Genomic DNA, 25697 nt, shown 5'->3' on the forward strand with positions numbered 1-25697 from the left:
CAGCCCATAGAACTGCCCAACCATCAGCACAAACACCGTTGCAGTACTAGTAGTGCTTCGTTAGGTTGTTTTGATCGGGTGGTGTGTGGTGGTGCATGCTGCTGGTCGTGGATCTTGGGGAGATTGAGGAACTGCGGGAGAGTCTTGGCGGGTTCGTTGCCGAGGTGTTCGCGTCGTTGAAGCGCAGGGATCAGCGTGGGTGGGGGGATTGTTACCTGCGTGGGCTGATGCTGGATGGTCGGCGCAAGTCGGTCCAGCCGATGGCTGAGCGGCTGCCGGACGGCAATATGCAGGCGTTGCAGCAGTTCGTCAGCCAGTCGACGTGGGACCACGTTCCGGTGCTACGGGCTGTTGCGGCGAAGGTGACCTCGGCGATCGCTCCGGAGGCATGGGTGATCGATGACACCTCCTTCCCCAAGGCGGGAGACCAGTCGGTGGGGGCAGCCCGGCAGTGGTGCGGGGCGCTGGGCAAGAAGTCGCTGTGTCAGGTGGGAGTGAGCCTGCACGCGGTCACCGACGCCGCTTCCGTGCCGCTGAACTGGCGGTTGTTCCTGCCTGCCGAGTGGGCCGGTCCGGCCGACGGGCGCCGTGCGAAGGCTGGGGTGCCCGACGGCGTGGGGCACCGGGAGAAGTGGCGTCTGGCTCTGGACGTGATGGATGAGGCACTCGGATGGGGGCTGACCGGCCGGGTCGTGGTGGCCGATGCCGGATACGGCCAGATGCACGCCTTCCGTGCCGCTGTTGCCGACCGCGGCCTCGACTACGTCGTGGCCGTCCGCAGTGACACCAGCGCCCACCCCGGCCTTCTCGTTCCCACTGCGCCGGAACGAGAAGGCCGGATGGGTGCCCCGCGGCTGCCCCGCTATCGTGAGCCGGCCCGCTCCCTGAAGGACCTGGTCACGACTGCCGGGCGGCGTCGGCTGCGGCGTTGCACCTGGCGCCAGGGCAGCAAAGGAGCGATGACCAGCCGGTTCATCGTGATGGAGGTCCGCCCTGCCGGTGTCGCGCCGACGAAGGCAGCGCGGGAGGAAGCTGGTGGACGTGTCGGGTGGGACGGCGTTCTGCCTGCCGAGACCTTGATCGCCGAATGGCCGCCGCACCAGGACGAGCCCACCGACTACTGGCTGACCAGCCTGCCCGCCGACACCACGCTGCGGCACCTGGTCCGCATCGCGAAGATCCGCTGGCGGATCGAACACGACTACCGCGAGATGAAGCACGGCCTGGGCCTGGATCACTTCGAAGGCCGCACCTGGCGCGGCTGGCACCACCACGTCACCCTCGTCACTGCCGCCCACGCCTTCCTCACCCTCCGGCGCCTGGACCCAAAAGCCCAAGCGCCGGCCTGACCTTCTACCAGGTCCTCCAGACCCTCCAGGACCTGCTGCTGTGCTGGACCGGCGCATGCCCCACCTGCCACCAAGACCTACCGACCCGGCCCAGACAGACGACCACCCACCCGGCCACAACCTAACGAAGCACTACTAGAGGGCCCCGTACGGAGGGGCCCACGCAAAAGAACCGGCCCCGGATCCGCGTGCTGTGCACAAAGGAACGGGGCCGGTTCACCACCCGGCGCACGGTGGCGTCCTGGCGGATCACGCCTCCTGGCTGGTCACACCGCGAACAAGTCGAAGGTCGAGGTCCGTTGGGGGCCCGACGCCACGTTCAGCAGCGGGTCCACCGCGAGCATCGCCTGGTGCAGCCGCTGGAGCTGGGGCGACGGCTCCACTCCCAGGTCCTCGATGAGCCGTGTTCGCAGCCGCTGATAGACGCTGAGCGCCGAGCCCTGCCTGCCGGAGCGGTAGAGCGCCACCATAGCCTGCGAGTGCAGCCCTTCATGGTGCGGATGACGTGCCGTCAATTCAGTGAGATCCACGCTGAGTTCGGCATGCCGACCGAGCCGCAGATCGGCGTCGATCCGCCGCTCCACGGCCACCAGCCGGCTCTCCTCCAGGCGCATGACCTCGATCTCGAGGATCGGCCCGACCTTCAGGTCCACCAGCGCGGGCCCCCTCCACAGGTCCAGCGCCTTGCGGAACCGCTGGGAGGACAGTTCGTTGTCGCCCGCTTCGAACGCGGCCCGTCCCTCCGCGACCAGCAGTTCGTACTCGTGCATGTCGACGCATGCCTCGGGGATCTTGAGCAGGTAGCCGCCGTGCCGGGTGGCGAGCACTTCCTTGGCGTCGCCCGGTTCGTCGGTCCCCAGGGCCTTTCCGATCCGCCGGCGCAGCTGGAGGATGTATGACTGGAGCGTGGTGATCGCGCTTCTCGGCGGATGCATCCCCCAGATCTCCTCCATCAGCGTCTGCATGGGAACCACGCGTCCCGGGTAGAGGGCGAGGAGTGACAGGATCTGCCTCGGCTTGGTCGCCGTCGGAATGACCGATTGCCCGTGGACGTCGGCAGCCAACGGCCCCAGAATTTGAATCTTCACATGCCCCTCCGTGCCTTCTCGGTGGTTCACCGACGGCGAATGGATCCACCGCTATTCGCAAACTAGTCCGACTCCGGTGGGGCTACGGGCCGCCTCAAGCGATCCTCTAGCGCTCTTCCATCTCAGCAGCCTCACAGGTCGCACCAAGTCCGCGGGTTCACCCGTCGGTCCTCCTCTCAGGGCGGCGCGCGGGCCTGCGCTGAATCGACGCGACGACCTCGGTGTCCTGATCGAGGGAGCCGGGCCCGCACAGGTCGGCCTCGACGGGGACCTGTCCCGGCTCACCGGGCAGAGCCAGGGCCACTCAATGCCCGGCACGGAGGCTGCCGTTGGCCGTCGCGCGTAGAGTGACCGCGGCCGGTCACGCGGTCACACGAACCCATGGTCACCGGTCCACTGCCTGTGCCGGCGCCGGATCTCCAGAGAGGCCCCCGTGATATCCGAGCTGCTGCCCCCACCGATCGAGACCGCCGAAGCCTTCGGTGACTTCGAGCCCCTGCCCCAGCTGTTTCCGCAGGAGGCCGCCCTGGTAGAGCGGGCGGTTGCCAAGCGTCGCGGGGAGTTCGCCACCGTCCGGGCCTGCGCGCGCGAGGCCCTCGCCCGACTCGGCCACGAACCGGTGCCGATCCTGCCCGGGGAGCGCGGCGCCCCGCGATGGCCGGACGGGCTGGTGGGCAGCATGACGCACTGCCAGGGGTACCGGGCAGCCGCGCTGGCACGCGCCACCGACATGGCCACCGTCGGCGTGGACGCCGAGCCGAACGGTCCGCTGCCCGGCAACGGGGTTACGGAGACCGTCCTCCGCCCCACGGAACGGGCCCACGTGGCGCAACTGGCAGCGGACCGGAGCGACGTCCATTGGGGTCGGCTCATCTTCAGCGCCAAGGAGAGTGTCTACAAGGCGTGGTTCCCGCTGACCCACCGATGGCTGCAATTCGAAGAAGCCGAGATCCGGATCGATCCCGCGGCCGGCACCTTCCGCGCCCAACTGCTGGTGCCTGGGCCCGAGGTGGCAGGCACCCGGCTGCCGGGATTCGACGGACGATGGATGGTGCGTGCTGGCCTCATCGTCACGGCCATCGCCGTCCCCCGGCTCCTCCCCGCCACACCTCCCGCGGCTCCTCGAGCCGCCTCGGAATCAGCGGCACCGGGGCGGGTCGGCATCAGTGGGAAGGGCCAGCCGATTCGGCACTGAACGGCACCGCTACCTGACGTCGGTCGTCGGCTTCAGGCGGGCGACCTGCCAGGCACTTTCTGAGGCTCGACGCCACTCACCAGCCAGGCGTCACCACGAGAATGACGCCCCGCTCCTACGCGTCGATCCCGACTTCCTTCCCATCGGGCGTCGCATGGAGTGCGAACTGGCCGACGTCCAGCTCCCGTAGCCTGTCCAGCTTTAGCCATCCACGGAGACTGTTCCAGCCCTGGGCCCTACGAGCACGCTCTTCGGCCGTCCAGTGCCCCCTGCACGTCATCAAGGAGACCATCCACCCGATCCAGCCGATCCTCCAGCCGAGTTGCCGGGCTGCCTTGCGTATCACAACCGGCCAATCCCCCATCGTTTGCCTCGGACGGCCTCTGGCCATGTGTCTAAAATTCTGGCCGAGCGATCAAAATACGGTTTGGCGGCCAGCCCGCCGGAGAGTTGGACCGGGGGAGAGGAACTGAGCATGGGGAAGCAGTCGAAGCGCTCGTTCATCGAGGAGGCGCGCCGCAGCCAGATCGTCGACGCCGCCGTCGAGACCATCGCAGAACGGGGGTTCGCCAAGGCATCGCTGGCTCAGATCGCTGAGCGGGCCGGGATCAGCAAGGGCGTCATCTCGTACCACTTCACCGGCAAGGACGAGCTGATCGAGCTGGTCGTCGAGCAGATCTACGAGCGCCTCGCCGCCTTCATGGCTCCCAGGCTCCAGGAACAGGAGGAGCGGGAGGAGGCGGGCGGATGGCTGCGTGTCTACATCCAGTCCATCGCCGAGTACATGGCGGACCACCGCGCCCAGCTCACCGCGCTCGGCGAGATCTTCAGCAACTTCCGCCAGAGGGACGGGTCCCCGCGCCATGGCGTCGTCATCAGCGAGCCGATCTATGCCACGCTGGAGCAGGCGTTTCGTAAGGGCCAAGAGCGCGGCGACTTCAGGCCGCTCGACGCGCGGATCATGGCCGTCAGCCTCCAGGCCGGGATCGATGCGATGTTCGCGTACTGGAACGCGTACCCCGAGCACGACCTGGTCGCACACGCCGGCTCACTCGCCGACCTCTTCGAGCAGGCCACCCGCGCCGAGCGTTCACCCGCACCGGAACACCGGGCGCGCGGCCACTGACAACTTCGCTGCGGCCGAGTACGGCCGCCGATACGATTGGCGGGACCGCCGATGACAAGGAATGACACACAGCACGTACCCTCGCGGGGCACGAAAGCCTCGCCCGACGCCATACGCCAGGAGCGCGGGAGGCTGCAGTACGTCGACAACCTGCGCATCACCCTGACCGCACTTGTGGTGCTGCACCACACCGCCATCACCTACGGCAACTTCGCGGCCTGGTACTACGCCGAACCCTCCCAGGACGGATCCAGGCAGGCCCTGGGTTCCTTCGTCACCTTCAACCAGGCATTCTTCATGGGGTTCTTCTTCATGATCGCCGGGTACTTCACTCCTCTCTCATACGAACGCAAGGGCGCGCGCCTCTTCTGCCGCGATCGGCTCAAGCGCCTGGGAATCCCGCTGCTCGTCTTCATCCTGCTGATCCGCCCCATGGTGAACTTCGCCGGCTTCGCGCAATTGCAGGACCGCATGCCTTACTGGCTGTACTACATCGTGAGCTGGGATCCAGGGCCGATGTGGTTCCTCGAGGTACTGCTGCTGTTCGCCATGCTCTACGTCCTGATCCGCCGCTGCGCCGACTGCCGACCCTTCGCTCTGAAGGCCGGTACCGAGATCGTGGACGGCACACGGCGACCGCGCGACCACAAACCCCCGCGGCCGGGTGCCATCATCGCTTTCACGGCCGCTCTCGCCCTCGCAACCTACCTCTGGCGCTTCATCGTGCCAACCGGTACGTATATCCCCTTTGTCGGCCTGCCGACCCCCAACTACCTGCCGCAGTACGCGAGTTTCTTCACTCTCGGCGTACTCGCATTCCGCCGCGGCTGGCCGCAGACGCTGTCCCGCACCACCGGCCGGGTCGGCTTCGCCGTCGCCGTCCTGGCAGCACTCATCTACGCCATAGTCACCGCCGCCGCGCCAGCCGGGTCTACCTTCGGACACGACAGCTCGCTGGCCACGGCCGCCTGGGAATCGACGTTCGCCGTCGGCCTGATCACCGGCCTGACCGTGTTCTTCCGCGAGCACCTCATTCGCCAGGGGCGCGCCGCCGAGTTCCTCTCCCGACATGCCTTCGCGGTCTACCTCATCCACCCACCGGTGCTGGTCGCTCTCGCCTTCGCCTTCCGCTGGATGCATGCCCCGGCCGCAGCCAAGTTCGCACTAGTCGCCGCCCTGGCGCTGCCCCTGTGCTGGGCGGTGGCCTACGCTGTCCGCTCCCTCCCCCGGGCCGACCGGTTGCTGTAGCCACGCGGCACATATCGGCGCCGGAGCCGCCCATACCGCCCAATTCCTCAAGATGCGGGCAAAATGGGTGTGTTGCGGCCACACAGGGAGTGGATGTGCCGGCGTTGTTCCGGGCTCGGGAAGCTTTGGGTTCTGACGAGCAGAGGGCGATCGACAAACTTGCGGGAGCGCGGAAGGCGCCGGCTGATCTGGTGATGCGGGCGCGGATCGTGAAACTGAGTTGGGCAGGCATGCAGTTTCGGCGATCACGGCTGAGCTGGGTGCGGTCGCAAAACGGTGCCGTGGTGGGTACACCGGTTCAACGCGCTGGGGCTGGAGGGGCTGGAGGACCGGCCGGTCAGTGGCCGGCCTCGACGGACCGCCGAAGCCAAGCGGTCGCAGATCATCGCGCTGGCCAAGCAGACGCCGCCGGGCAGGCCAACTGTCCAGGTGGACGGATGCCTACAGGCATCGCCTTCGACAGCCCACCTGACGCGCAGGGGCGGGACGGCTATGCGGCGGGTGTGCCATCCCGGAGACATAGCGACTTTCCGTTGTCGAGAGCCAGCATCGCGACTCCGAAACGGCGCCGGATACGGTTGCCGAGTCGACTGGTGGCTTGCGACCCCACCGCCGCCGTGCAAGCCCTCTCCGACCTCCAGTCGAAAGGCCACCGCCATGAAGGCCCTCCAGTACCGCACCGTCGGCGCACCGCCCGAGGTGGTGCACGTCCCCGAGCCTGAGCCCGGCCCCGGCCAGGTCCTGCTCAAGGTCACCGCCGCCGGCGTGTGCCACTCCGACTTCGTCGTGATGTACAGACACGCCGAGAGGCTCCACTACGACCTTCCGCTCACGCTGGGCCACGAGGGCGTCGGGACGGTCGTCGCCGTGGGCGCGGGCGTGACGGCGGTGCAGGAGGGCGCGGCGGTCGCCGTGTACGGCCCGTGGGGCTGCGGGAGCTGCGCTAAGTGCGCGGAGAGCAAAGAGAATTACTGTCTGCGCGCCGACGAGCTCCGCATCTGTCCGCCGGGACTCGGTGCGCCGGGAGCAATAGCGGAGTACCTGCTCGTGGACAACCCGCGGCATCTGGTACCCCTCCACGGGCTCGACCCGGTCGCGGCGGTTCCGCTGACCGACGCGGGGCTGACGCCGTACCACGCGATCAAGCGCTCGCTGCCCAAGCTAACGTCGGGATCCACCGCGGTGGTCATCGGTGCAGGTGGTCTCGGGCACGTCGCGATCCAGTTGCTCCGTGCCCTGACTCCGGCTCGCGTCATCGCCCTCGATGTGAGCGACGACAAGTTGCGGCTGGCCCGCGAGGTCGGTGCCCACGAGACCGTCCTGTCCGATGCCGGGGCCGCGAGCGTGGTGCGGAAACTCACCGACGGCATCGGAGCGGAGGCCGTGTTCGACTTCGTCGGGACGCCGCCCACCGTCAGGACGGCCGGGGAGGTCGCCGCGGTCGAAGCCGACATCAGCATCGTCGGCATCGGTGGCGGCGCCCTGCCGGTCGGATTCGGCTACCTCCCCCACGCGGTGTCGGTCAACGCGCCGTACTGGGGCAGCCGAACCGAGTTGGTGGAGGTGCTGGCACTGGCCCGTTCCGGTGCCGTGTCCGTTCACACGGAGACGTTCTCCCTAGATGACGCGCCGCTCGCCTACGAACGGCTCCACGCCGGCGAGATCATCGGCCGTGCGGTGATCCTGCCGAACGGCTGAACGCCGCTGGACCGCCCCCGCGCGACGCGACGGCGATCAAGCCCGTCGCCGTTCTGGTCGCTCCGATGCCCCTACGGAGCTGCGGCTGCGGCATCGCCTGTAGCTGCAGGCGATGTCCGTAGGGCAATGAAGGACGAACTGGGCTGGGCCGACTTCCAAGTCCGCTCCGATACGGCAATCCGACGCCACCATTCCCTGGCCAACTGCGCGTTCTCGGTCTGTTGGACTACCTGGTTCGACCAGCCCGCCCGGCCTGAACCCTCGCTGCAGACTCCGCCTCCCGCCAAGACGGCCAGAGAGGGGGACCATCTGCCTCCCATAGCTGACCGACCCCATCGATTACGTTACGGCGCTGGTGGCAGGTATGGTCCAACACACCATCACCCAGCCAACTGCAAGCCCTCATCGAGGCAGTCACCAGAGGGAGACCCCTCAACGTCTACTGCCCGGTTAACAAACTACTGGTAGCGAGAGCGCAGCAACTCTTTCGGGGCTCCGCAGATGTGACGACCTCTGTGCAGCGACGCTGTCGAGTCAACCCAGATCCCATGGCAGAGGCACGCCCGCATGCATGACTCGGCAGATCCGCGCCCCACGGCGAACTCGTCGTACCGAAGGTTCTCCTCCGCGTACCCGACAGCACACCGATATGCCCCCACGATACACACTGACAACAGCGCAGGTCAGAGTCCTGACACTGTAGGCACGCAAGCCTCGAGCGCACGCGATCTTCACATGGAGCCGACACGAACCCCCACGAGCAAGCTCGGGAGAAATCCCAGTTCGGCGCACCACCTGACCGAGAGTTCAGATCCCCCACTTCGACCACTCGATCGAATCCTTGCACAAAATGCCTGGTCAGCGCACTGACCAGGCATTTTGCGTGTGTGTCCGAGGGGGGACTTGAACCCCCACGCCCGATAAAGGGCACTAGCACCTCAAGCTAGCGCGTCTGCCATTCCGCCACCCGGACTAGGTGTGATCTTCGCGGGGCGTTCCCCGCGGCGACATGGACAACAATACCAAGGTTTCGGAGTGCCCTTCACCTGCGCATCCTCTCGCCACATAACCGCGATTTATGGGCAATGAGTGACATGTACCGCATATCGGTGGCCCCCGCAGGCCACGGGCGCGCTCGCCGCTGCGGGAGCGTCTGCGGGACATGCTCTGGTTCGCGCCGACCGCAGGGCTGGGGTGCGCGGTGCTGCCGTAGTGGGGGGCACGGCAGTAGAGGTCGTCCTGCGGCTGTCCCGTGGATCGGTGACTTCGTGTCGGGGACGCCGGTGCCGGCGGAGCGCGGCGGAGCGCCGCCGCGGCGGGCGCTGCGGTAGACGGTGTCGGTAGGGCTTGAGCGCGCCTTTCACCAGGATCTTGGGCTCGGGCTGGTGACCCCCGACGGATCGTGGCGGGGATCGGTGATCTTCTGCTGCTGGAAGCGAGGGGCGGCAGGTGTCGCTGCTGCGGTACCGCACGCTCCTGTTGCAGGCGGTGGAGCGTGCGGTGCCGACGGCTGCGGACCAGCGGTTCGCCCGGCGCCCCGACCGGCAGGGGATCGGGTAGGGCGGTTCCGGTGGGGCTTGCGGCCGGGCGGCCGTGCTGCCTTACGGCGTGCGGCCAGGCGACGGTGGCGGCGCGGCGCGGCGCGGCTACAGGGCTACGGCATCAGGTGGTAGTCGGGGAAGTTGCCCGGCAGCCGCTCGGACGGGGGGCCCTCGGTTACCGCGCGGACCAGGAGTTCGCCGCCGACGAAGGCGCCGCTCCAGGAGTTGCCGAAGCCGCCGAAGAGCTCGTCGCGGTCGCCGCGGGAACGGGGCTTGCCGTGGCCGACCTTGAAGGCCCGGATCTGCGGGGCGAGACGGTCGTAGGTGTCCTTGTCGTCACAGGACAGGCTGGCGACCAGGGCGCCGTTGCTGGCGTTCATGGCGGCGAGGAGTTCGGCCTCGGTGTCGACGAGCACGAGGGTGTCGACGGGACCGAAGGGCTCGGCGTGGTGTAGCGGGGAGGAGGGGGGCGGGGCCAGGAGGGTGGTCGGCGGGAAGTATGCCGAGGTGTCCTGGGAGGGCAGGAAGTGGCCGTCGGCGAGGCTGCCGCGGTGCAGGGGAACGGCGCCCCGGGAGATCGCCTCGGTGGTGAGGTCGGCGAGCTCCTTGGCCTTGGCGGCGTTGATCAGCGGGCCGAAGTCGAGTTCGGGGAGCGGATCGGCGGGGTCGGCGACGGCCAGGGGATGGCCGAAGCGGACGCTGCGTACGGCCGGAAGGTACGCGGCGAGGAAGTCGGCGAAGGCCTCGCGCTGGACGACGAAGCGGGGGTAGGCGGTGCAGCGCTGCTTGGCGTAGTCGAAGGTCTTGCGCACCAGAGGGGTCAGGGACTGCCAGTCGGTGTAGTTCCAGATGCCCCAGGTGTTCAGGCCCTCCTGTTCGAGGATATGGCGTTTGCCCAGGTCAGCGACGGCGGTGGCGACGCGGGCACCGGTGTCCCGGCCGCCGACGAAGGAGACACAGCCGATTTCCGGCGAGCGGACGAGGGCGGGCGAGAGTTCCTTGCCGCTGCCGCTGACGAGGGTGGCCGGGACCCCCTCGCGGGCGGCCAGGGCGCAGGCGAGGGTGAGGCAGACCAGCCCGCCGTCGGTGGGGGTTTTGGCGATCACCGCGTTGCCGGCCAGCGCCTGGACGAGCATCGCGTGGATCAGCACCGACATCGGGTAGTTCCAGCTGGCGATGTTGCTGACCGGTCCGGGCAGCGGCGTGCGGTCTGCGAGCATCCGGTCGATCTCGGCGACGTACCAGCGGACGCCGTCGATGGCGCGGTCGACATCGGCCTGCGCGAGCTTCCAGGGCTTGCCGATCTCCCAGACGAGCAGCAGCGCGAGCAGTTCGCGGTGCTCGGTCAGCGCGTCGAGGGTGGCGGAGATCCGGGCCTTGCGCTCGGTCAACGGGACGTGGCGCCAAGCCCGGTGCTGGTCGAGGCAGGCGCGCACGGCGTGCAGCGCGGCGTCCGCGTCGAGGCGGGGCGGGCCGGCGATGGGGGTGTTGTCGATCGGGCTGGTGGCGGGCAGCGGGTCACCGTCCGGATGCCAGGCGGCGGCCCAGAGGTTGAGGGCCTGGTCGTCGCGGAAAGCCTCGGGGGCCACGGCCAGGCTGCGCTGCCAGGCGTCCTGCCAGGACGTTCCGGGCTTGAGGAGAAGCGTCGGGGCGGGCGCGGGGTGCTCGTTCCGCTGCGGGTTCGAGGTGGAATCGGTGGTGGGGGCCATCGGATGTCTCCGCTCTCGGTGCACGGCCGGAGGGGCAGGGTCATGGCGCTCGGGCGGCTCCCGGAGGAACCGTGTTACTGGACGGTAGTGGGCAGGGTGGCACCGCGGGACGGTCCGGCGTCAGGTATGGCGAGTGTCACTCGGCGCGGGCGACGGGGCCAGCTGGGTGAGGCGACCGCGTGGCCCCGGGCGGCGGCACGGGCCTCCCGCGGACCGCGGACACTCCCGGCGGACGGCAGCAACACGGCGTGGTGGGCGGTCAGTTCCGGCACCGGGCCGGGGGGGGCGCTGGGGGACCGGCCCGGCGTATGCGACGAGGGTGGACGGCGCCCTCGCGGCACCGCCCACCCTCGTCGGTCGTACGTACGGGCTCAGCCGGCTGCGGGCTCAGCCGGCTCCCCCGTCGCCTCCTGCGTACGGTCGGCGATCGCCCGGTGGTGGCGGACGACCTCGCCGATGATGAAGTTGAGGAACTTCTCCAGGCGGGACGCCCGGTGCCCGGACCAGCGGCCGGGGTCAATAGACACCAGGTCAGGGGGTTCTTGGCGACGGCCCATGCCTCCGAACTCCCGCTCCGCGCACGGTCTCCCACGTTCTGCTCACGGGCTGGACTCGGACGCGCGTCTCCCAAATATCTCCCGCGAGCACCCACATAGCTGCACGTCAGACCCCCAACGGAAACGAGCCCCCTCCCGCAAGGGAGGGGGCTCAGGGCGCCGGGCAGTAAGGAAGGTGCCGCCTTCGGCTACCACCCGGCGCCCGCCTGTGGGGCGCCATCGCTCGACGTCAAGATCATGGGAACATGCATTCGATTCACTATGCAATCACCCTTGGGGGTGACCCGCACCACCAAGATCCGGACTGCGCCGGCTGCAGCTTCTCCATCACGGACAGGCCGACTGGCACGGCGAGGCCCCGCCGCGAAGACAGGGCCTCGCGAACTCACGTGCTACTTGCCGCTCTGAGGCTGCGGCTGGGGCTGCGGCGGTGCCTCGGGCGGCATCGGACCGCCATCGTGCTTCCCGCCGTCGGCCTCGGCGACCGCGGCGATGTCCTCCGGGTACCGGAAGGGGACCCCGTGCCAGCCATCGGCGTCGGGTGTGCGCGTCTCGTACGTCTCAACCATCATGGCGCTCATCGATCAACCTCCTCTTTCGTGAGGGGCCGCACCGGTCGTACTGTCGGTGTGGCCCGGGTCCGCAGGGGGATTCCCCTGCGGGTGATCGCCGCCCCGGCGCGGGTGCCATCCCAGGGCGCTGGGGCGGGGGCTTGGGTGCCGGCCGCCGCGGTCAGGTCGCGGCGGCCGGCTGCTCTACGGCCTCTTCCGACGCCATCGGGCTGTGGCTGCGCGGGTGGCGGCACGGTCCCTTGCAGATCGGGCAGTTCGCGGTATTCAAGGACTTCTCCTGTTCGTTAGGAGTGCCGGCCGCCGCCGCGGTGAGGTGTGCGGCGGCCGGCGGGCCCGCGGCGCCGACGACGGGGGACGCCTGCGCTGCGGGAGTCTCAGGGGTAGGGCCGCCTCGACGGACGGGCGAGCACCCACGTGATGCCGCAGTCACAGCGGGGCGAGCTGGTCATCGTGGCCCCCTTGCGATACCGACTGCCAGCACGAAGGCGAGGGCAGCCAGGCACACCAGGTAGGTGACCATGCGGCGCTGATCACCCGTCATGCCTGCCTCCTGCCGCGATGGCGCGGGCGGCCGGCTCATCGCTCTCGCCGAACGTCGTGGCGGTCCAACCGCCCGCCTCGACGATGCGCTGCTGGAGCCGCTGCCGATGGGTGTCATCCGTGGCCAGCCGGCCCCAGTCGTGAACCAGCAGCAGGACCGGCCGCCGGCACGTCTCCGCCCGCATCGCCGCGACCAGGTCACCCAGCGCCGGGCGGTGAGGGGCAAGGGCCTCGGCCCCAAGGTCCCGCCACGGGCCGCCGGCGGCGAGCACCCACCCCATGCGGTCCGCGTGGGCGTGGCACCCCATCAGCCGCATCTCCAGCTGCCGGCGGGCACTGCGGCTCGCGCACCGGTCGTAGACGAACGCCAGCGGCGCCATGCCGGTCACCGGCGGGCCCCCGTGGCGCGCTGCTTCAGCAGCCACTGACAACCCCGGGCCAGCGCCCGCACTTGCTGATGCGCAGACACCAGCCCGTCACCCAGCCCGACCGCGGTCTGGTAGCGGATCGCGGTGAGGTTGCCCTGCATCCGCGCGTCGAGCTGCTGCTCGGCGACCGTGGCGTACAGGTCCGCGATGATGAGGAGCAGCGTCTGCTCCAGCGCCACCAGCTCGTCGTACGGCGGGGGCGGGCCCGGCTGCAGGGCGCGGTCTACGGTCTCCTGGATCTCGTCGCGGCTCGGCGCGCCGGCGGTCGCGGTCATCGGGGCCGCCGGTTCCTGTGCAGCGGGCAGGCCACGATGAACCACTCGCGCACGCCGCCCTCAACCGGGGTGGTGACCGACCCGGCCGGGGTAAGGGCCTGGTGCGCGGCTCCGCACCAGTAGCACGCCTCCGCGTGTAGCCGGACGATACTTACGTCCGGATCTGCGGGTGGAGCTGTCGTTGCGGTCACGGTCATCTCCCTGTGCCGATTGGCTCAAGAAGAGGTTCGTCCTCCGACAGCCCCTCAAGTACCCCTGTGAGGGGTACCGGTCAGGCGCCCGCCCCAGCGTGGCACCACTCAGCGAAGTTCGACAGCGACTCGGCATCCGCCCGCTTCAGCCGGCGAAGCGTTGCTGCGTCTTCCCGCACCCAGCGGTGCTCGCGCGCGTGCTGCGGCGCGATCCGCCGCGCGACCTTCAGCGACTCGAAGGCCGCATCCGCGCGGCCAGACCAGAGCTGTGCGCGCCCCAGCTCAATGTAGAAGCCGGACCGGCGCTCGGCCGGCAGGTCCCGCGGCGGCGCCCACTCGCGTGCCACCTTCAGTGCCCTGCCCAGGTGGCCATCCCCGAGACTGACCGCCACAGACACCTCGTGAATGCGGACACTGTCCGGGCCGAAGGCCGTCCCTCGGTAGACGCTCTCCGGAATCTGGTCGCCGAGGACGCGTGCGGCGTCGAGGTGTGTCTCTGCCGAGTCGCCGTCACCAGCCCGGCCCGCGATCACAGCAGCGCGCATGTGCAGAGCGCCGCGGGCAGCGACACCCTCGGCACCCGAGGACTTCGGTGCCTGGTCCGCGGCGAGTTCGAGGGCACGGAGCCCCGCGGCGTGGGCTTTGGCGGCGAAGAACGTCTCCGTTCGGACATACGCCGTCGTGGCGTCCACCAGTGGGTCATCCGCCTGCCGAGCGGCCCAGCGCATCAGGTCGATGAGGCGGGCGGAGAGATCCCGGGCGCCGTACTTGTAGGCCACTGCGTCCGCGGCCCGGCAAGCATCCACCAACATGCGGGCGACAGCGGGGCGATCACCCGGTGTCGCTTCCGGCAGCGCGCGGCACAGCTCGGCCAGCAGGTCCGGCGCGGCACGAGCCACTCGCACGTACTGTGCGCCGAGCCGCCAGGCGACGACGGCCGCGACCGCCTCGGCGAGGGCCGGCAGTGAGCGGTACGGCCCATCACCGGGGACGTCGTGCGTCGCGAGGACCGAGGAGAGCCCCGGCATGGCCCGGTGCACGCGGTCGTCCGGGCGCTCCTTATCGGGCAGCAGCCGGGCCGGGTCGATGTCGAGTGCGTCCGCGATGGCATCCAGGACAGCATCCGACACACCGCGCTCGCCACGCTCGATTTTCCGGATCGTGCCGAGGCCCGTCCCGGCGGCGCGCGCTAGCTCGGCCTGGGTGAGGCCGGCGATGCGACGCTCGTAGGCGATGCGAGGGCCTACCCCGCGGTACACAATGCTGGGCATACTGGTCTCCGTTCGGTGCAGCCACTCCGAACCGTACCGGCGCCGTCACGGTCCGGGAACGCGAACGGCCCCACCTGCTGGTGCAGGTGGGGCCGTTCCGTTGACGCTTACAGGGCTCGGACCGCGTCCACCAACTCCGCCAGACCACCGATCTGGACGTCAGCAGCACGCGCATCCTCGCTGTCCGCCCACAGATGCCCGAGCGGCCCCCGCCGCAGGTGCGCGGCACGGAGCCCGGCCGCGCGTGCCGGCCGCACGTCATTCTGCGGGTGGTCGCCGACGTACAGCACCTCCCCCGCCGGGACACCGGCCAGCTCGACAGCGCGTGCGAAGAATCCCTCCGCCGGCTTGGCCACGCCCCACTCCCCGGATGTGGCCACCGCATCCACCGGCAGGTCGAGAGCCCGCAGCAGCGCGCCAGCCCGCGCCGTCTGATTGCCCGCCACGACCACGCGCAAGCCTTCAGCCCGGAGCGCAGCCAGCGCAGGGCGGACATCCGCGTACAGGTCCGACTCGTCGAGGAACTCCCCCTGGCCCGCCCGCTCCATGGCCGCCCGCTCGGCCTCCACATCGACGCCCGGCCTGACGAGCCGGAGCGCATCGGCGTTGTCCCGGCCCTGCGACACGACCGCACCGACCAGAGCCGACAGCGTGTGACGGTGCACGCCGAGCCAGTCCGCCCACGCGCCCCACACGCGGTCATCACTGATCAGCGTCTCGCCGACGTCGAATGCCACTGCACGGATCATGGCAGCAGCCTACGGGCCGATCTGCGTGCGCTTGCCGGGGCCCGGGCCGTACGATGCGCGCATGGCGACCCCCTGCGTCCCGGACGCTGCCGCCGAGGCCAACCAGGCGATACGCACTTTCATGGCCGAGCGCACCGGCCGGCCGCTGTGGCCCGAGGAGCAGGCCCAGTACGAGCAGCTGCTCGCCGCCTGGGCCGCGGCCGTCCACCAGGCCTGAACACGACGAAGCGCCCCGCCCCTGCACACGGCAGGAGCGGGGCGCGTTCTCACACGTCGATGTGGTGGATGTACTGCCGGGCTCGCTCCGACATGGGCGCCGGGGCCGGAGGCTCCAGCCCGGACTGCCGGATGTAGCCGACAAGGACACGCACCCGGGCGAGCAGCCAGCCCAGGGCCAGGTCCTGGTCCCCGATACGGTCCCGCTGCCGGGCCGACTCCGTCTCTTGCTCACCAATACGCTGCTGGAGACGCACGATCTCCTTGTCCAGCCGGTCGGTGACCGTCGTGAAATCATCGCGGCGCTCTTGCCGCGGCGTCCGGCGAGCCGAGCGAGCAGCCCACACCCCGCAGCCCCCCGTGACCGCCGACACCGCGATCGATGCCCATGTCTCAGGACTCACGGCGCCCCACCCTTCTGGGCCGCGGGTGCTCGCGCCACCCGGCGACCACGATCACGGGCGTGGCGATCAACCCCCAGATCGCCGCCGCCACCCACCCCCGCGGAAACGTCTCCAGCGGCCACCACGACAGCAGATAGCCGAGCATCCACGGCAACACGATCACGACCAGGGCGACGAACCCGGGCCAGTCCGCGCCCTGCGGCACGAACGCGGCCGCGACGGCAATGGCCCCCGCGACGATCCAGCAGCACGCCCACGCCGACAACGGCATCAGCGACAGCAGCAGATGCAGCCCCCGCCGATCAGGCTGCGGCTGCACAAGCTGCCCATACCCGTACAGGGCCCACACGGTGCCGTACGACAGGAGGATCGCGCCGCGGCGGCCCAGCGTTCGCCGGAGCCGCCGGGCCGCGCGGCACCGCATCAGACCCCCTTGGCGAGACTCGCCGAGTTCTTCACCTCGCCGAGCCGCGCGAACAGCCCCTTGCCCAGGGACAGCACAGCGGCCACGCCGCCAACCGCCGCGGCGTGCCACATCGACAGATCCAGCGGCGTCGTCACGACGATGCCGCCGAGGGTGCCCTGCACGAACGTCGAAGCGACGCGCTCGACGAGATCGCGGGCGTAGACGCGAGCCGTCTTCATCACGGTCTGCACGTCGGGAAGAGGAGTAGGAGCACTCATGGTCGTATCCGTTCTGCTGGTCGGGCGGCCCCGTGGCCCCCGAGGAATGGGCTAGGAGAAGAGAAGGCGCCAGGTCAGGGGCCCCGGGTAGCCGTCGGCGTCGCCCCGCAGCTCCGCGCGCGAGCGCTGGAAGTCGCGGACGTTGAGTCGGTCCGCCTCGCCCCACTTGGGGCCGGGGCCCTGCCTGTAGTGCTTGCCGAAGCCGCGCTTTTCCAGCTGCTCGCCGAGCTGGGTCACGAACCGGCTGCTCACGCCGGTCTTGAAGTACTGCCGGCCCGGGAACGGCGGGACTGCTGGGGCTGGCTTGCCGCCGGCCAGAACGGTGGCGCGGGCCATGATGTCGGCGCGCTGCTTCTTCCGCAGGTCGCCCGGGCAGCCGGTGTGCCCGCCCCACGCGGCGCCGCCCGCGCCGTGCCAGGTCAGGCCATGAGCGGTGGTCGAGTCGATGACCACGAGCGGCCACCCGAAGGTCTTGTGGCCCCAGGCGTAGATCTCGGCGACGCCTTCGACCTGAGCGGCGGTCAGCGGCTCCGACGGCTCGCCCTCGGTCTCCACGCTGGCGTAGTAGGGGTTGCCGCCGGCCTGCGCCCAGGCGTAGTCCACGCCGGTGTCCACGTACTGCTCGATGACGCCGGTCTTGCTCACCCAGAAATCGCTGCTGGCCTGGGAGTCCGAGCGGTTGAACCAGCCGAACGGGCTGTTGTCCCCAGCCTGGACGTGCAGCACCAGGCCGCGGTGTTCCTTCGTGCCGTCCTTGTGGACGTTGATGACGGGGCGCCACGTGGCGCCGGGCATACGGGGCATGGTTTCCCTCCTTCTGGTGCGGTTTGTGTGAGCTAGAACCCCTTGGCGGTACGCCACGCCTGGAACGCGGCGACGAGCGCGGCGTCGACATCGGCGGGCGGCGGCGTGGGGGTGGGCGCCGGGCTGGTGAGCGGCACGAAGAGCGTGGCGTCACCGTCCTCGTCGAGGAGGCGGCCCAGGTCGTCGAAGCTGAACGCGAAGCAGCCGCCGGCTCCCCATGCGGGGCCCCAGCTGTTGCGGGCCAGCACGGTCTTTGTCGACGAGTCGATGCCGTACAGCAGGAACTCGTGCCCGCCGCGGACCGAGCCGGTGACCTTGACGAGCCCGTCGGTGGTCGGCCTGTCGAAGCCCTCGTACCAGTTCACGCCGATGATCAGCGGCGCCGCGGTGAGCGCCTTGAGCGCGGCGTCCAGCGAAAGCGCGTGCTGATAGCCGGAGATCAGGCCGGCTCGCTGTGCCGCCTTGGCGACTGCCAGGCCGGTGGATCCGGTGTCCGTGGGCGGGTAGACGCCCTGAATGCTGTCGAGGCGGGTGGCCGCGGTGTACAGGGCGACGGCCTGGTGCTCGTCGGCGGTGGCGTCGCCGGTCGGCCGGGCGGCTGCGGTGTCGGGGATGGCGCCGTACAGCGGGTCCGAGCCCGCGAGGGCCTCGGCAGCGTTGCCTGTGCAGGAGCCGAGGGCGCCCTGGTTGAGCACCGGGATGCGCACGGTGTGGGTGGCCGAGGCGTACGTACTGGGCAGCAGATCCTCGGACAGGGCATAGGTGCGCGAGCGCGGATCGTGCTCGACGTGGCGGCCCAGCCGTCCGCCGTGATGGCTGGGGTGCTCGTCAATGAAGCGGATCAACGGGGCCTCCGGGCATAAAAAAGCGCCCCGTGTCGGGGCGGGCGCAGATGGGACAGGTCAGCCGAGGGGCAGGGGATCGGCGTGCAGGGTCGTCGCGGTGATCCGGACTTCGGTCCCCTCGACTGCGGCGAACAGGCCGGCCACCGCTTGGACCACCGTGCTCGCGTCCTCGAATCCGGGCAGGCCGCCGCCTGCCCCGATCTCCGCACGGATCTCAAGGGTGACGCCGGTCTCGTCGGGGCCGTTGGCGGTGACGGACCAGAAGGGGTAGCTGGGTTGCATGGTGTCTCCTAGGCGAGGCGCTTGACGCGCATGTACGAGCCGGACGCGAGCTTGGACGCGTTGGCGTTGCTGGTGGCCTGCGCCCACTGCAGCGCGCAGGTACCGGCGCTGGTCGTGGTGATGACGGACTCCTCCATGGCGAAGCACTGGTTGCCGGTGTCGTCCCTGGTGCCGTAGATGCAGGTGGTGCTGTAGGCGTGGACGCCCCACCGGCTGGCGCCGCCGCTGGAGGTGCCGGAGAGGATCGCGCCCTGGTCCGGGCCGACGGCCGAGCGCACGCCGGTCGCGCCGGAGGGCACCGCCCACATCGTCTTGAAGCGGCCGGCGTCGGTGGCGGCGTAGTGCATGAAGAACTCAACCCGGTACACGGCATTGGCGGCCAGGCTCACGGTCAGGTCCGGGTCGGAGGCGAACGTGGTGGTGGAGGCGCGGGTGGTGTCCGCGGTCTTGTACGCCTCGATGGGCAGCTGGCCGTAGATGTAGGCGATGGGGTTGTAGACCTGCGAGTTCCACCAGGCGTCGGAGGCGGAGAAGCCGACGACGGCCGGGGTGATGCTGGGTGCGGCCATCTGGGCCTCCCGTTCAGTAGCCGATGAGGGGGCTGGTGCCGCCGAACTTGGCGGCGCCGTCGTAGCAGGTGGGGTAGGTCACGCCGGGCGGGACCGTGGCGGAGCCCGGTTTCGGGGAACAGATCAGGTCCCCTGCCGTGTGGGCCTTCGTCGTCGCGGCCGTGAGCGTCAGCTGCACGGTGGTGTAGCCGGCCGTGACCGTCTGGACGGAGGCCACGGTGACCGTCTCGGCGTTGGCGGTGCCGTACCCGAGGGTCATGGTGAAGCCGGCCGGGATGACGTACTGCGCGGCGATTGCGCTGTTCCCGGAGATCGGCCCGACGGTCAGGGCGGTGGCGCCGGCGCTCGGCGACGTGGCCAGGGCGGCCCAGGCCGCGGAGACGATCCAGTACGTGTACTGGCTCGCCGGGGACATCTGCATGTGGACCTGCAGCTGGTCGTCTTCCGAGCCGGACCATTCGATCTGCTCGACGAAGCAGTCCAGTTGCTTGGCGGGCGCGAGCGCGGGGCGGCGCATGACGCGCACCAGGGTGCCGAAGCCGAGGGCGGCGATCGTGGGGATCCGGCCGGGGGCGCTGCCCAGGTCGACGGTGAGGCCGCCCAGGCGGGTGTGGGGGTCCTTGTACTGGCTGAGCAGGTACTCAGCGATGCTCAGGCCCGTGGTGACGCTTGCCGAGTTGATGCTGCGGGTCATGGACTGCGGGAAGTACGCGGACTGGCTCGCGGTGTCGGTGACGCGCTGCAGCGTGTTGCTGTCCGTCGCGTCGAGGGCGCCCTCGACGGTGACCTGCACATCGTTGAAGAGCCGCGCGGGGTCCTGGGCGAAGGTCACATCTTCCTGGTACGGGATCTCTCCGGCCGCGTTGTTCTCCCCGAAGATGGCCTGGGGAACGCTCTGGATCCAGCGCCACAGGTGCCCGTACAGGGTCGGGGTGCCGTAGCGGTCCATGACGAACTGCCCGCCCTCGGTGTCCGCGGCCTGCTGGATGGCGTCCAGCGCGGTGCGGCCGTTGAGCGTGGTGCCGCCGAGGGTGCCCGAGGAGCCGTAGTACGTGCCACCGGGCAGCTGGCTGCCGGGGTGGAACTGGGCGAGGGCCAGCAGCCGGTCGATGCGCGAGGTGATGGCATCCTGCGCCCAGCCGCCTGCGAAGCCGCGGGTGAGGACATTCAGGCTGAGGAGGTCCACCTCGGTGTTCCACTGGGCGTACCAGGCGATGTCGCCGTTGAACGGCTGGGTGTTCTCCCCGCTCCCGTTGGTGGTGAGCAGCGCGCCCACGGCATCGACGGTGTACGTCGAGGAGCCCATGCTGCTGGCCGCGGTTGAGGTGTTGATGACGCCGTCGACCACCATGTGCACGGTCTTGCCGTCGGCGCTCAGGGTCAGCGCGGCGCAGTGCCAGTTCCCGTCGCAGACGGATACCGAGCCGTTGTAGTACACGCCGGCGCCGGCCGCGTTCTGGACCTTTGCGACGGTCCTGCCGGTGGAGTAGATGCCCATCAGGGCCCCGGACTGGTCGCCGGTGGCGGAGATGAACCCCGGGCCGGTGGAGGCCCACAGGGCGGCCTGGGTGAAGCGGCCGCCGGTGCCGGGGGTGGCGGTGGTGCGGAAGCAGATCATCCGCGTCCAGCCGGCGGCGGGCAGTGTGAGGCGGTCGGTGCCGTCCCACGGCTGGAGGTAGGTGGCGCCGGCCGAGTTGCCCAGGGCGCTGGCCTGGTTGGACAGCAGCGTGGTCACTGGGCCGTCCACGTTCCACAGCTTGCCCTGGTCGGTGGTGGAGGTGATCGATGTGCCGTAGGCGATGTTCGCGCCGACGACGTCCAGGCCCGCGCCGGTGGCGGCCGTGCCCGAGATCGGCAGGAACGCCGAGCCGCCGTTGATGATGGGGCTGGCGCCGGGGGCGGCGAGGTCGTAGACGTACTGCTGGTTGGCGGGCGCGATGCTCGCCAGGTACTGCGGCATGACGTCCTGCAGCGTCAGCTGCGACAGCGGCGCCAGGCCGTCGACCCCGGCGACTTCCACCAGGCCGTACTTGCCGCCGCGCTCGTAGCGCTGCACCCAGCTCTCGGCGAACCCCTGCCAGATCTGGAACCAGTCGCCCGCTCCTGTCCAGGCGGTGGCGGCGGATCCCTGCTCGAGCTGCCAGCCGGTGACGCGCACGGTCGTCGCGGCCGTGGTCGCCGCCGTCGTCGCCACGGAGATGATGGCGAACTCGGCGCTGGCCGGGGCGGTGCCGGCCGCGGTCAGGCGGCCGCTCCAGCTGGTCGTGATGGCGGTGTTGATGCCGGTGGTCGTCGACAGCAGCGTCCCGCTCAGGTCGTACCAGCCGATGCGCAGCTGCATGCTCAGGGAGGACATGCCGCCCGGGGCGAGCTGCATTTCGACGCCGGCCGCGTAGGAGGCGCCCGGGGTGACGGTGGTGCCCTCGCAGTCGTTCGTCAGCCAGGACGCCGCCGCGCCCGACAGGCCGTAGACGGCGCCGGACGCGGTCGCGTTCGGCAGGGCCCAGGTGCCTGCCGTGGTGAGCCCGGACGGCGACGTGGACAGGCCCGTGACGACGTCGATGGTGCCGGCGGTCGCGGCCATGGCCGTGGTCTGGGTGCCGTTGGCCACCCAGTAGTAGAGCAGGTTGCGGGTGGCGGCGGTCTGCAGGACCAGGCGCAGGCGCCGGTAGGGCAGCACGTAGGGGTAGAAGGGGCTGGCGGTGTTGTCCGGGTCGAGTGCTCCGTCGAGGTTGTCGAGGACGAACGATGCGGTCCCGGACTGGACGCTGTCCGTCTCGTACTGCCGGCCGCTGGGCGCGGCCTTCCAGCTGCCGCGGATCCGCTTGGTCAGCGTGTACCAGTGGTTGCTGGCCGACGCGTTGCCCCCGGACGTCCAGGCGACCTGCAGCAGCAGGCGCGGCCAGGAGGCGATCAGGGGGCCGTCCGCGATGGGGAACCCGGTGGGCACGGTCACAGACGGCCTCCGATCGGTAGGGGTTAGCCGCGGGCCAGGTCGAGGCCGTTGGTGAGGTTGCGGCGCCGGTGCTGCAGCGTGCCGCGCTGTACCTGCCGCAGCAGGACGTCACGATCGAGCTGGACGACGGTGGTCACCTCCACCAGCTGGTCGCCGCCCTGGCCGTCGGCCGCGGGATTCCAGGAGCGCGCCGGAAGGCGCGGGACCTGCGGCATGGCCGCCCCCGCGACGGCGCCGGCCATGGCCGCGGCCGCGGTCACCGCGTGGTGGGTGCCGGACTCGATGCCCTGCGCCATGCCCTGAGCGGTGTAGTTGCCCAGCTCGGCCATCACCGTGGACGGCGAGTGGATGCCCAGGCTGCGGCGGATCGCCGTCTTCATGCTGTTGGCGATGCGCACCATCTGCTTGTCGATGGCCTTTTGCTGCGACTGCAGGCCCTTGATCAGGCCCTTCGCCGAGTCGATGCCCGACTTGTACATGCTGTCAGCGACGGCGGATCCCACGGAGCCGGCCGCGGACTTCGCCGACTTCTGCAGCTTGTTGATGGTGGCGATCTGTGACCGGTTGGCCGTCGCCAGGGCTGCGGCGGTGGCGCCGCCCTGGTCGACGCCGGCCGATGCGATCTGCTGCACCAGCTCAGTGGACAGGCCCTTCTTGCGGAGGGTCTGCAGCTCGGCGGCGAACTTCCGGGCCTTGGCGACCTGCGTGCGCATGTTCGCCACGACGTCCTGACTGGTCAGCTGCACGCTGCCCTCGGGCAGAGCCGTCACCACGGAGACGTTCTCCATCACGGACTTGGCGACGTCGTCCCGGGTCTTCTTCCAGTCCTTCTGCAGGTCCGCCAGCCGCTTGTGGGCGGCCTTCAGGCGGGACGCGATGCTGACCCGCTGGGCGGCGAGCCGGTTGAGGGCACGCCCGTCCCGGGCCACCAGGTTCTGCAGGCCCTGGTGGCTGCGGGATCCGAACTGCCGGTAGAGCATGTTGGCGATGCGGATGGACGCCGAGCGGACCCGGGCCGCGGAGCCGGTCAGGCCCTGCACCAGGCCGGCGTTGATGTACGCGCCGATCTCCGCGAACTTCCGCGACGGGCTGTGAATGCCCAGGAAGGACTTGGCGGAGTTGAGCGCGCCCTCGGCCAGGTTCTGGAGGGAGGAGAACAGGGAGCCGGCGGCGCCGGTGACACCGTGGACGATGCCCATCACGATGTTCCGGCCGATGGACAGGAAGCTGGACCCGATGTTCTTCACGGCGTTCCACGCGTTGTGCAGGCCGCGCGAGATCGTCGAGGCAATACTGCTGATCGTGCCGGAGATCGTGTGCCACGCCGACACGATCGGGTTGATCATCCCGGCCTTGATCCCGGACCAGATGAACGCGGCGGTGGCCTTGATGAGGTTCCACTGCTGGGTGAGCCACCCCTTGATGGTGGTCCACACGCTCATCAGGCTCTTCCAGGCGGCCTTCATCGGGTTGACGATGACCGTCTTGATCACGCCCCAGACGGCGCCGGCGGCGGCTTTGATGCCGTTCCAGATGGCGACGAAGAAGGCTTTGATGCCGTTCCACACGGTCTTGGCGGTGTTCGTGATCTGGGTGTGGAAGTGGTTCCAGATGCTGATGACCAGCGCGATCGGCGGGGCGAAGATGGCCAGCAGCAGCGGCCACCACTTCATGAAAAAGGCCTTGATGCCGTTCCACACGCTGCTGGTGATGCTCTTCAGCCAGTTCCAGCCGGCCACGATCGGCGCGGTCACCGTGCGCCAGGCGCTGGCGAAGAACGCGCCGATGCCGTGCCAGGCGGCGCTGATGCCGCTGGTGATCGAATGCCAGATGGACTTGGTGCCGTCGGCGACCCAGTTCCAGGCGGCGACCACGGCGTGGCCGACGGCGGCCGCCACCGCCTTGATGACGCCCCACACCTGCTTCCAGTGCGTGGCCAGGTAGATGATGGCCGCGACCAGCGCCATGACGCCGACGATGATCCAGGTGACGGGGTTGACCGCGGCGGCGGCCGCCATGCTGTACAGCCCGGCGGTCAGGGCCGCGATGGCGAACACCAGGACCCCGCCGATGATGATGGCCGCGACCTTCGCCGCCCCTGAGTGCTTGGCGATCCAGGACGTGGCCGTGGCCACCACACCGATGATCTTCTGGGCCACCGGCATCAACTGCTGGCCGATCTGGATGCCCAGCGACTGCACCGACGCCTTGGCCTCGGCCATCTTCTGGTTGAAGTTCTTCTGGACGTCCGCCCATCCCTCGATGGACTTGCCGCCGGCCTTGACGTGCTCCTCGATGCCCTCGGTGTTCCGCTTGAAGTCGGCCATGTGCGGGCCGGTCAGCTGCAGCGCGGCCTGCATCGACTTGGTGCCGCCCACCATCGTGGCGAGCGCGCCCACGTAGGTCTGCTGCGACGGCGAGAGGTTCGCCAGCTCCTTCTGGAACGCCGTGGTGTTGTGCGCGGCCTTCTGCAGGTGAGAGATGAGGACGGTGCCGGCCGGGCCCATCTTGTGCTGGATGGCGTCGGTGAGCATCGTCAGCGTGCTGGCCAGGCCCCGCTTGCCGAGGTTCTGCCCAACCTTCACCGCCGACAGGCCCAGGTCCGTCATCTCCCGGGCGGCCTTGCCGGACGGGTTGGACAGCTGGCCGATGGTCTGGCGCAGGTAGGTCGCCGCGACCGCGGCCGGGGTGCCTTGGGCGGTCATGGTGGCCATGGCGCCCAGCACTTCGTTGAGCTTGACGTGCGCGGCCGCCGACACCGGCAGGATGCTGCTCATGCTGCCGGCGAGGGCTTCGAGGTTCGTCTTGCCCTCGGCCTCGGTGGCGATCAGCGCGTTCGTGACCTCGGTCGCCGACCCGGCGCCGGTCTTGTACGCGTTCATCGCGGTGGTGACCGCGTCGGTGGTGGTCTTCAGGTCCGCGGCGCCGACCTTGGCGCCCATGGCCGACGCCCGCAGCACCTTCAGCGCGTCGGCGCCGTGGTAGCCGGCGGATTCGACCATGTAGAGCCCCGAGGTGAGTTCCTCGGTGGACTGCCCGACCTGCCCGGCCATGGCCAAGACGCCCTGGCCGACCATCTTCATGTTGCCCGCGGCCTCGCCGGCGCCGGTGCGCACGCGGGTCATCTGGACCTGGAAGTCACCGGCCATCTTCACCGTGTGGACGGCGACAGCCGCGGCCGCGATGCCGATTCCGGCGATGGCCGCCTTGCCGAGCATGCCGGTCTTGCGGAAAGCGCCCGCCCCGGAGGCGTCGGCGGCCGCCATCTCCGCCTTGACGTCCGCCATCGCGGTCTTGACGCCCTTGGAGTGGCCCAGGAACTCGATGAACACCGGGGGCAGAGCACCCATGAGGGAGTCACCTCCCTCGCAGGTCGCTCGCTATGGAGTTATGGGCAGGG

Annotated in this window: 23 protein-coding genes, 1 tRNA gene and 1 pseudogene; 7 read left to right on the top strand and 18 right to left on the bottom strand. The window is 69.8% G+C overall.

Annotated features, from left to right (window positions below):
* Window positions 1-107: 107 nt before the first annotated feature.
* The gene (locus D9V36_RS07840) at window positions 108-1349 is read left to right on the top strand and encodes an IS701 family transposase (RefSeq protein WP_431357653.1); all 1242 of its coding nucleotides are present in this window, start codon (window positions 108-110) and stop codon (window positions 1347-1349) included.
* A gap of 266 nt (window positions 1350-1615) precedes the next feature.
* Here the strand turns inward: D9V36_RS07840 and D9V36_RS07850 are convergent, their stop codons facing one another.
* Window positions 1616-2437 (bottom strand): AfsR/SARP family transcriptional regulator, encoded by an 822-nt coding sequence (locus D9V36_RS07850; RefSeq protein WP_129293098.1) that lies wholly within the window; start codon window positions 2435-2437, stop codon window positions 1616-1618.
* A 433-nt stretch (window positions 2438-2870) separates the two neighbouring features.
* On the opposite strand from D9V36_RS07850, the gene D9V36_RS07855 reads away from it, so the two are divergent.
* The 5 genes and pseudogenes from D9V36_RS07855 (at window position 2871) to D9V36_RS07870 (ending at window position 7704) form a co-directional block, all read left to right on the top strand.
* A complete protein-coding gene (locus D9V36_RS07855; RefSeq protein ID WP_129293099.1) occupies window positions 2871-3632 on the top strand; it encodes a 4'-phosphopantetheinyl transferase family protein in 762 nt (253 codons plus the stop codon).
* Between the two features lie 475 nt (window positions 3633-4107).
* Window positions 4108-4758, top strand: a complete 651-nt coding sequence (locus D9V36_RS07860; protein ID WP_129293100.1) for a TetR/AcrR family transcriptional regulator — start codon at window positions 4108-4110, stop codon at window positions 4756-4758.
* A gap of 51 nt (window positions 4759-4809) precedes the next feature.
* Window positions 4810-6006 carry an acyltransferase family protein gene (locus tag D9V36_RS07865; RefSeq protein ID WP_129293101.1) on the top strand — a complete coding sequence of 399 codons (1197 nt, stop codon included), beginning with the start codon at window positions 4810-4812 and terminating at the stop codon, window positions 6004-6006.
* Between the two features lie 276 nt (window positions 6007-6282).
* Window positions 6283-6417: pseudogene (locus D9V36_RS43010) on the top strand (helix-turn-helix domain-containing protein); the annotation flags it as partial.
* A 246-nt stretch (window positions 6418-6663) separates the two neighbouring features.
* Window positions 6664-7704: an NAD(P)-dependent alcohol dehydrogenase gene (locus tag D9V36_RS07870; RefSeq protein ID WP_241720752.1), complete on the top strand. Its 1041-nt coding sequence runs from the start codon at window positions 6664-6666 to the stop codon at window positions 7702-7704.
* Between the two features lie 888 nt (window positions 7705-8592).
* Here D9V36_RS07870 and D9V36_RS07880 read toward each other — a convergent pair.
* From D9V36_RS07880 to D9V36_RS07920, 8 genes are all read right to left on the bottom strand, one after another.
* Window positions 8593-8677, bottom strand: a tRNA-Leu gene (locus D9V36_RS07880).
* Window positions 8678-9358: 681 nt separating this feature from the next.
* On the bottom strand, window positions 9359-10954 hold the full coding sequence (locus D9V36_RS07890; protein WP_129293104.1) for an aldehyde dehydrogenase family protein: 1596 nt from the start codon (window positions 10952-10954) through the stop codon (window positions 9359-9361).
* 371 nt (window positions 10955-11325) lie between these two features.
* Entirely contained in the window at window positions 11326-11481 is a 156-nt protein-coding gene (locus D9V36_RS07895; protein ID WP_241720753.1) for a hypothetical protein, read from the bottom strand.
* Between the two features lie 422 nt (window positions 11482-11903).
* Entirely contained in the window at window positions 11904-12092 is a 189-nt protein-coding gene (locus D9V36_RS07900; RefSeq protein WP_129293105.1) for a hypothetical protein, read from the bottom strand.
* 521 nt (window positions 12093-12613) lie between these two features.
* Entirely contained in the window at window positions 12614-13003 is a 390-nt protein-coding gene (locus D9V36_RS07905; protein WP_129298267.1) for a hypothetical protein, read from the bottom strand.
* Between the two features lie 5 nt (window positions 13004-13008).
* Entirely contained in the window at window positions 13009-13326 is a 318-nt protein-coding gene (locus D9V36_RS07910) for a DUF6415 family natural product biosynthesis protein (RefSeq protein WP_129293106.1), read from the bottom strand.
* Between the two features lie 271 nt (window positions 13327-13597).
* Window positions 13598-14788: a helix-turn-helix domain-containing protein gene (locus tag D9V36_RS07915; RefSeq protein ID WP_129293107.1), complete on the bottom strand. Its 1191-nt coding sequence runs from the start codon at window positions 14786-14788 to the stop codon at window positions 13598-13600.
* A gap of 107 nt (window positions 14789-14895) precedes the next feature.
* Window positions 14896-15537, bottom strand: coding sequence for an HAD family hydrolase (locus tag D9V36_RS07920; RefSeq protein WP_129293108.1), 642 nt, complete (start codon window positions 15535-15537; stop codon window positions 14896-14898).
* A gap of 61 nt (window positions 15538-15598) precedes the next feature.
* Here D9V36_RS07920 and D9V36_RS40780 point away from each other — a divergent pair, with 61 nt between their 5' ends.
* A complete protein-coding gene (locus D9V36_RS40780; RefSeq protein ID WP_164992902.1) occupies window positions 15599-15754 on the top strand; it encodes a hypothetical protein in 156 nt (51 codons plus the stop codon).
* A 49-nt stretch (window positions 15755-15803) separates the two neighbouring features.
* Here the strand turns inward: D9V36_RS40780 and D9V36_RS07925 are convergent, their stop codons facing one another.
* The 9 genes from D9V36_RS07925 to D9V36_RS07965 are packed head-to-tail and all read right to left on the bottom strand — an operon-like array spanning window position 15804 to window position 25647.
* Window positions 15804-16157, bottom strand: coding sequence for a hypothetical protein (locus D9V36_RS07925; protein WP_129293109.1), 354 nt, complete (start codon window positions 16155-16157; stop codon window positions 15804-15806).
* The gene (locus D9V36_RS07930) at window positions 16147-16581 is read right to left on the bottom strand and encodes a hypothetical protein (RefSeq protein WP_129293110.1); all 435 of its coding nucleotides are present in this window, start codon (window positions 16579-16581) and stop codon (window positions 16147-16149) included. Before D9V36_RS07930 ends, D9V36_RS07925 begins: the two co-directional genes overlap by 11 nt.
* Window positions 16581-16841 (bottom strand): hypothetical protein, encoded by a 261-nt coding sequence (locus tag D9V36_RS07935; protein ID WP_129293111.1) that lies wholly within the window; start codon window positions 16839-16841, stop codon window positions 16581-16583. Before D9V36_RS07935 ends, D9V36_RS07930 begins: the two co-directional genes overlap by 1 nt.
* 51 nt (window positions 16842-16892) lie before the next feature.
* Window positions 16893-17645: a peptidoglycan-binding protein gene (locus D9V36_RS07940; RefSeq protein WP_129293112.1), complete on the bottom strand. Its 753-nt coding sequence runs from the start codon at window positions 17643-17645 to the stop codon at window positions 16893-16895.
* Between the two features lie 32 nt (window positions 17646-17677).
* On the bottom strand, window positions 17678-18490 hold the full coding sequence (locus tag D9V36_RS07945) for a hypothetical protein (RefSeq protein ID WP_129293113.1): 813 nt from the start codon (window positions 18488-18490) through the stop codon (window positions 17678-17680).
* Between the two features lie 57 nt (window positions 18491-18547).
* Window positions 18548-18772 (bottom strand): hypothetical protein, encoded by a 225-nt coding sequence (locus D9V36_RS07950; RefSeq protein WP_129293114.1) that lies wholly within the window; start codon window positions 18770-18772, stop codon window positions 18548-18550.
* Window positions 18773-18780: 8 nt separating this feature from the next.
* Complete coding sequence (locus tag D9V36_RS07955; protein WP_129293115.1) at window positions 18781-19341, bottom strand: hypothetical protein; 561 nt, start codon at window positions 19339-19341, stop codon at window positions 18781-18783.
* Between the two features lie 13 nt (window positions 19342-19354).
* Window positions 19355-22297, bottom strand: coding sequence for a LamG domain-containing protein (locus D9V36_RS07960; protein ID WP_129293116.1), 2943 nt, complete (start codon window positions 22295-22297; stop codon window positions 19355-19357).
* 23 nt (window positions 22298-22320) lie between these two features.
* Window positions 22321-25647: a phage tail tape measure protein gene (locus D9V36_RS07965; RefSeq protein WP_129293117.1), complete on the bottom strand. Its 3327-nt coding sequence runs from the start codon at window positions 25645-25647 to the stop codon at window positions 22321-22323.
* Window positions 25648-25697: the final 50 nt, after the last annotated feature.

It is taken from the genome of Streptomyces lydicus (assembly GCF_004125265.1).
GTDB classification, from domain to species: Bacteria; Actinomycetota; Actinomycetes; order Streptomycetales; family Streptomycetaceae; genus Streptomyces; species Streptomyces lydicus_C.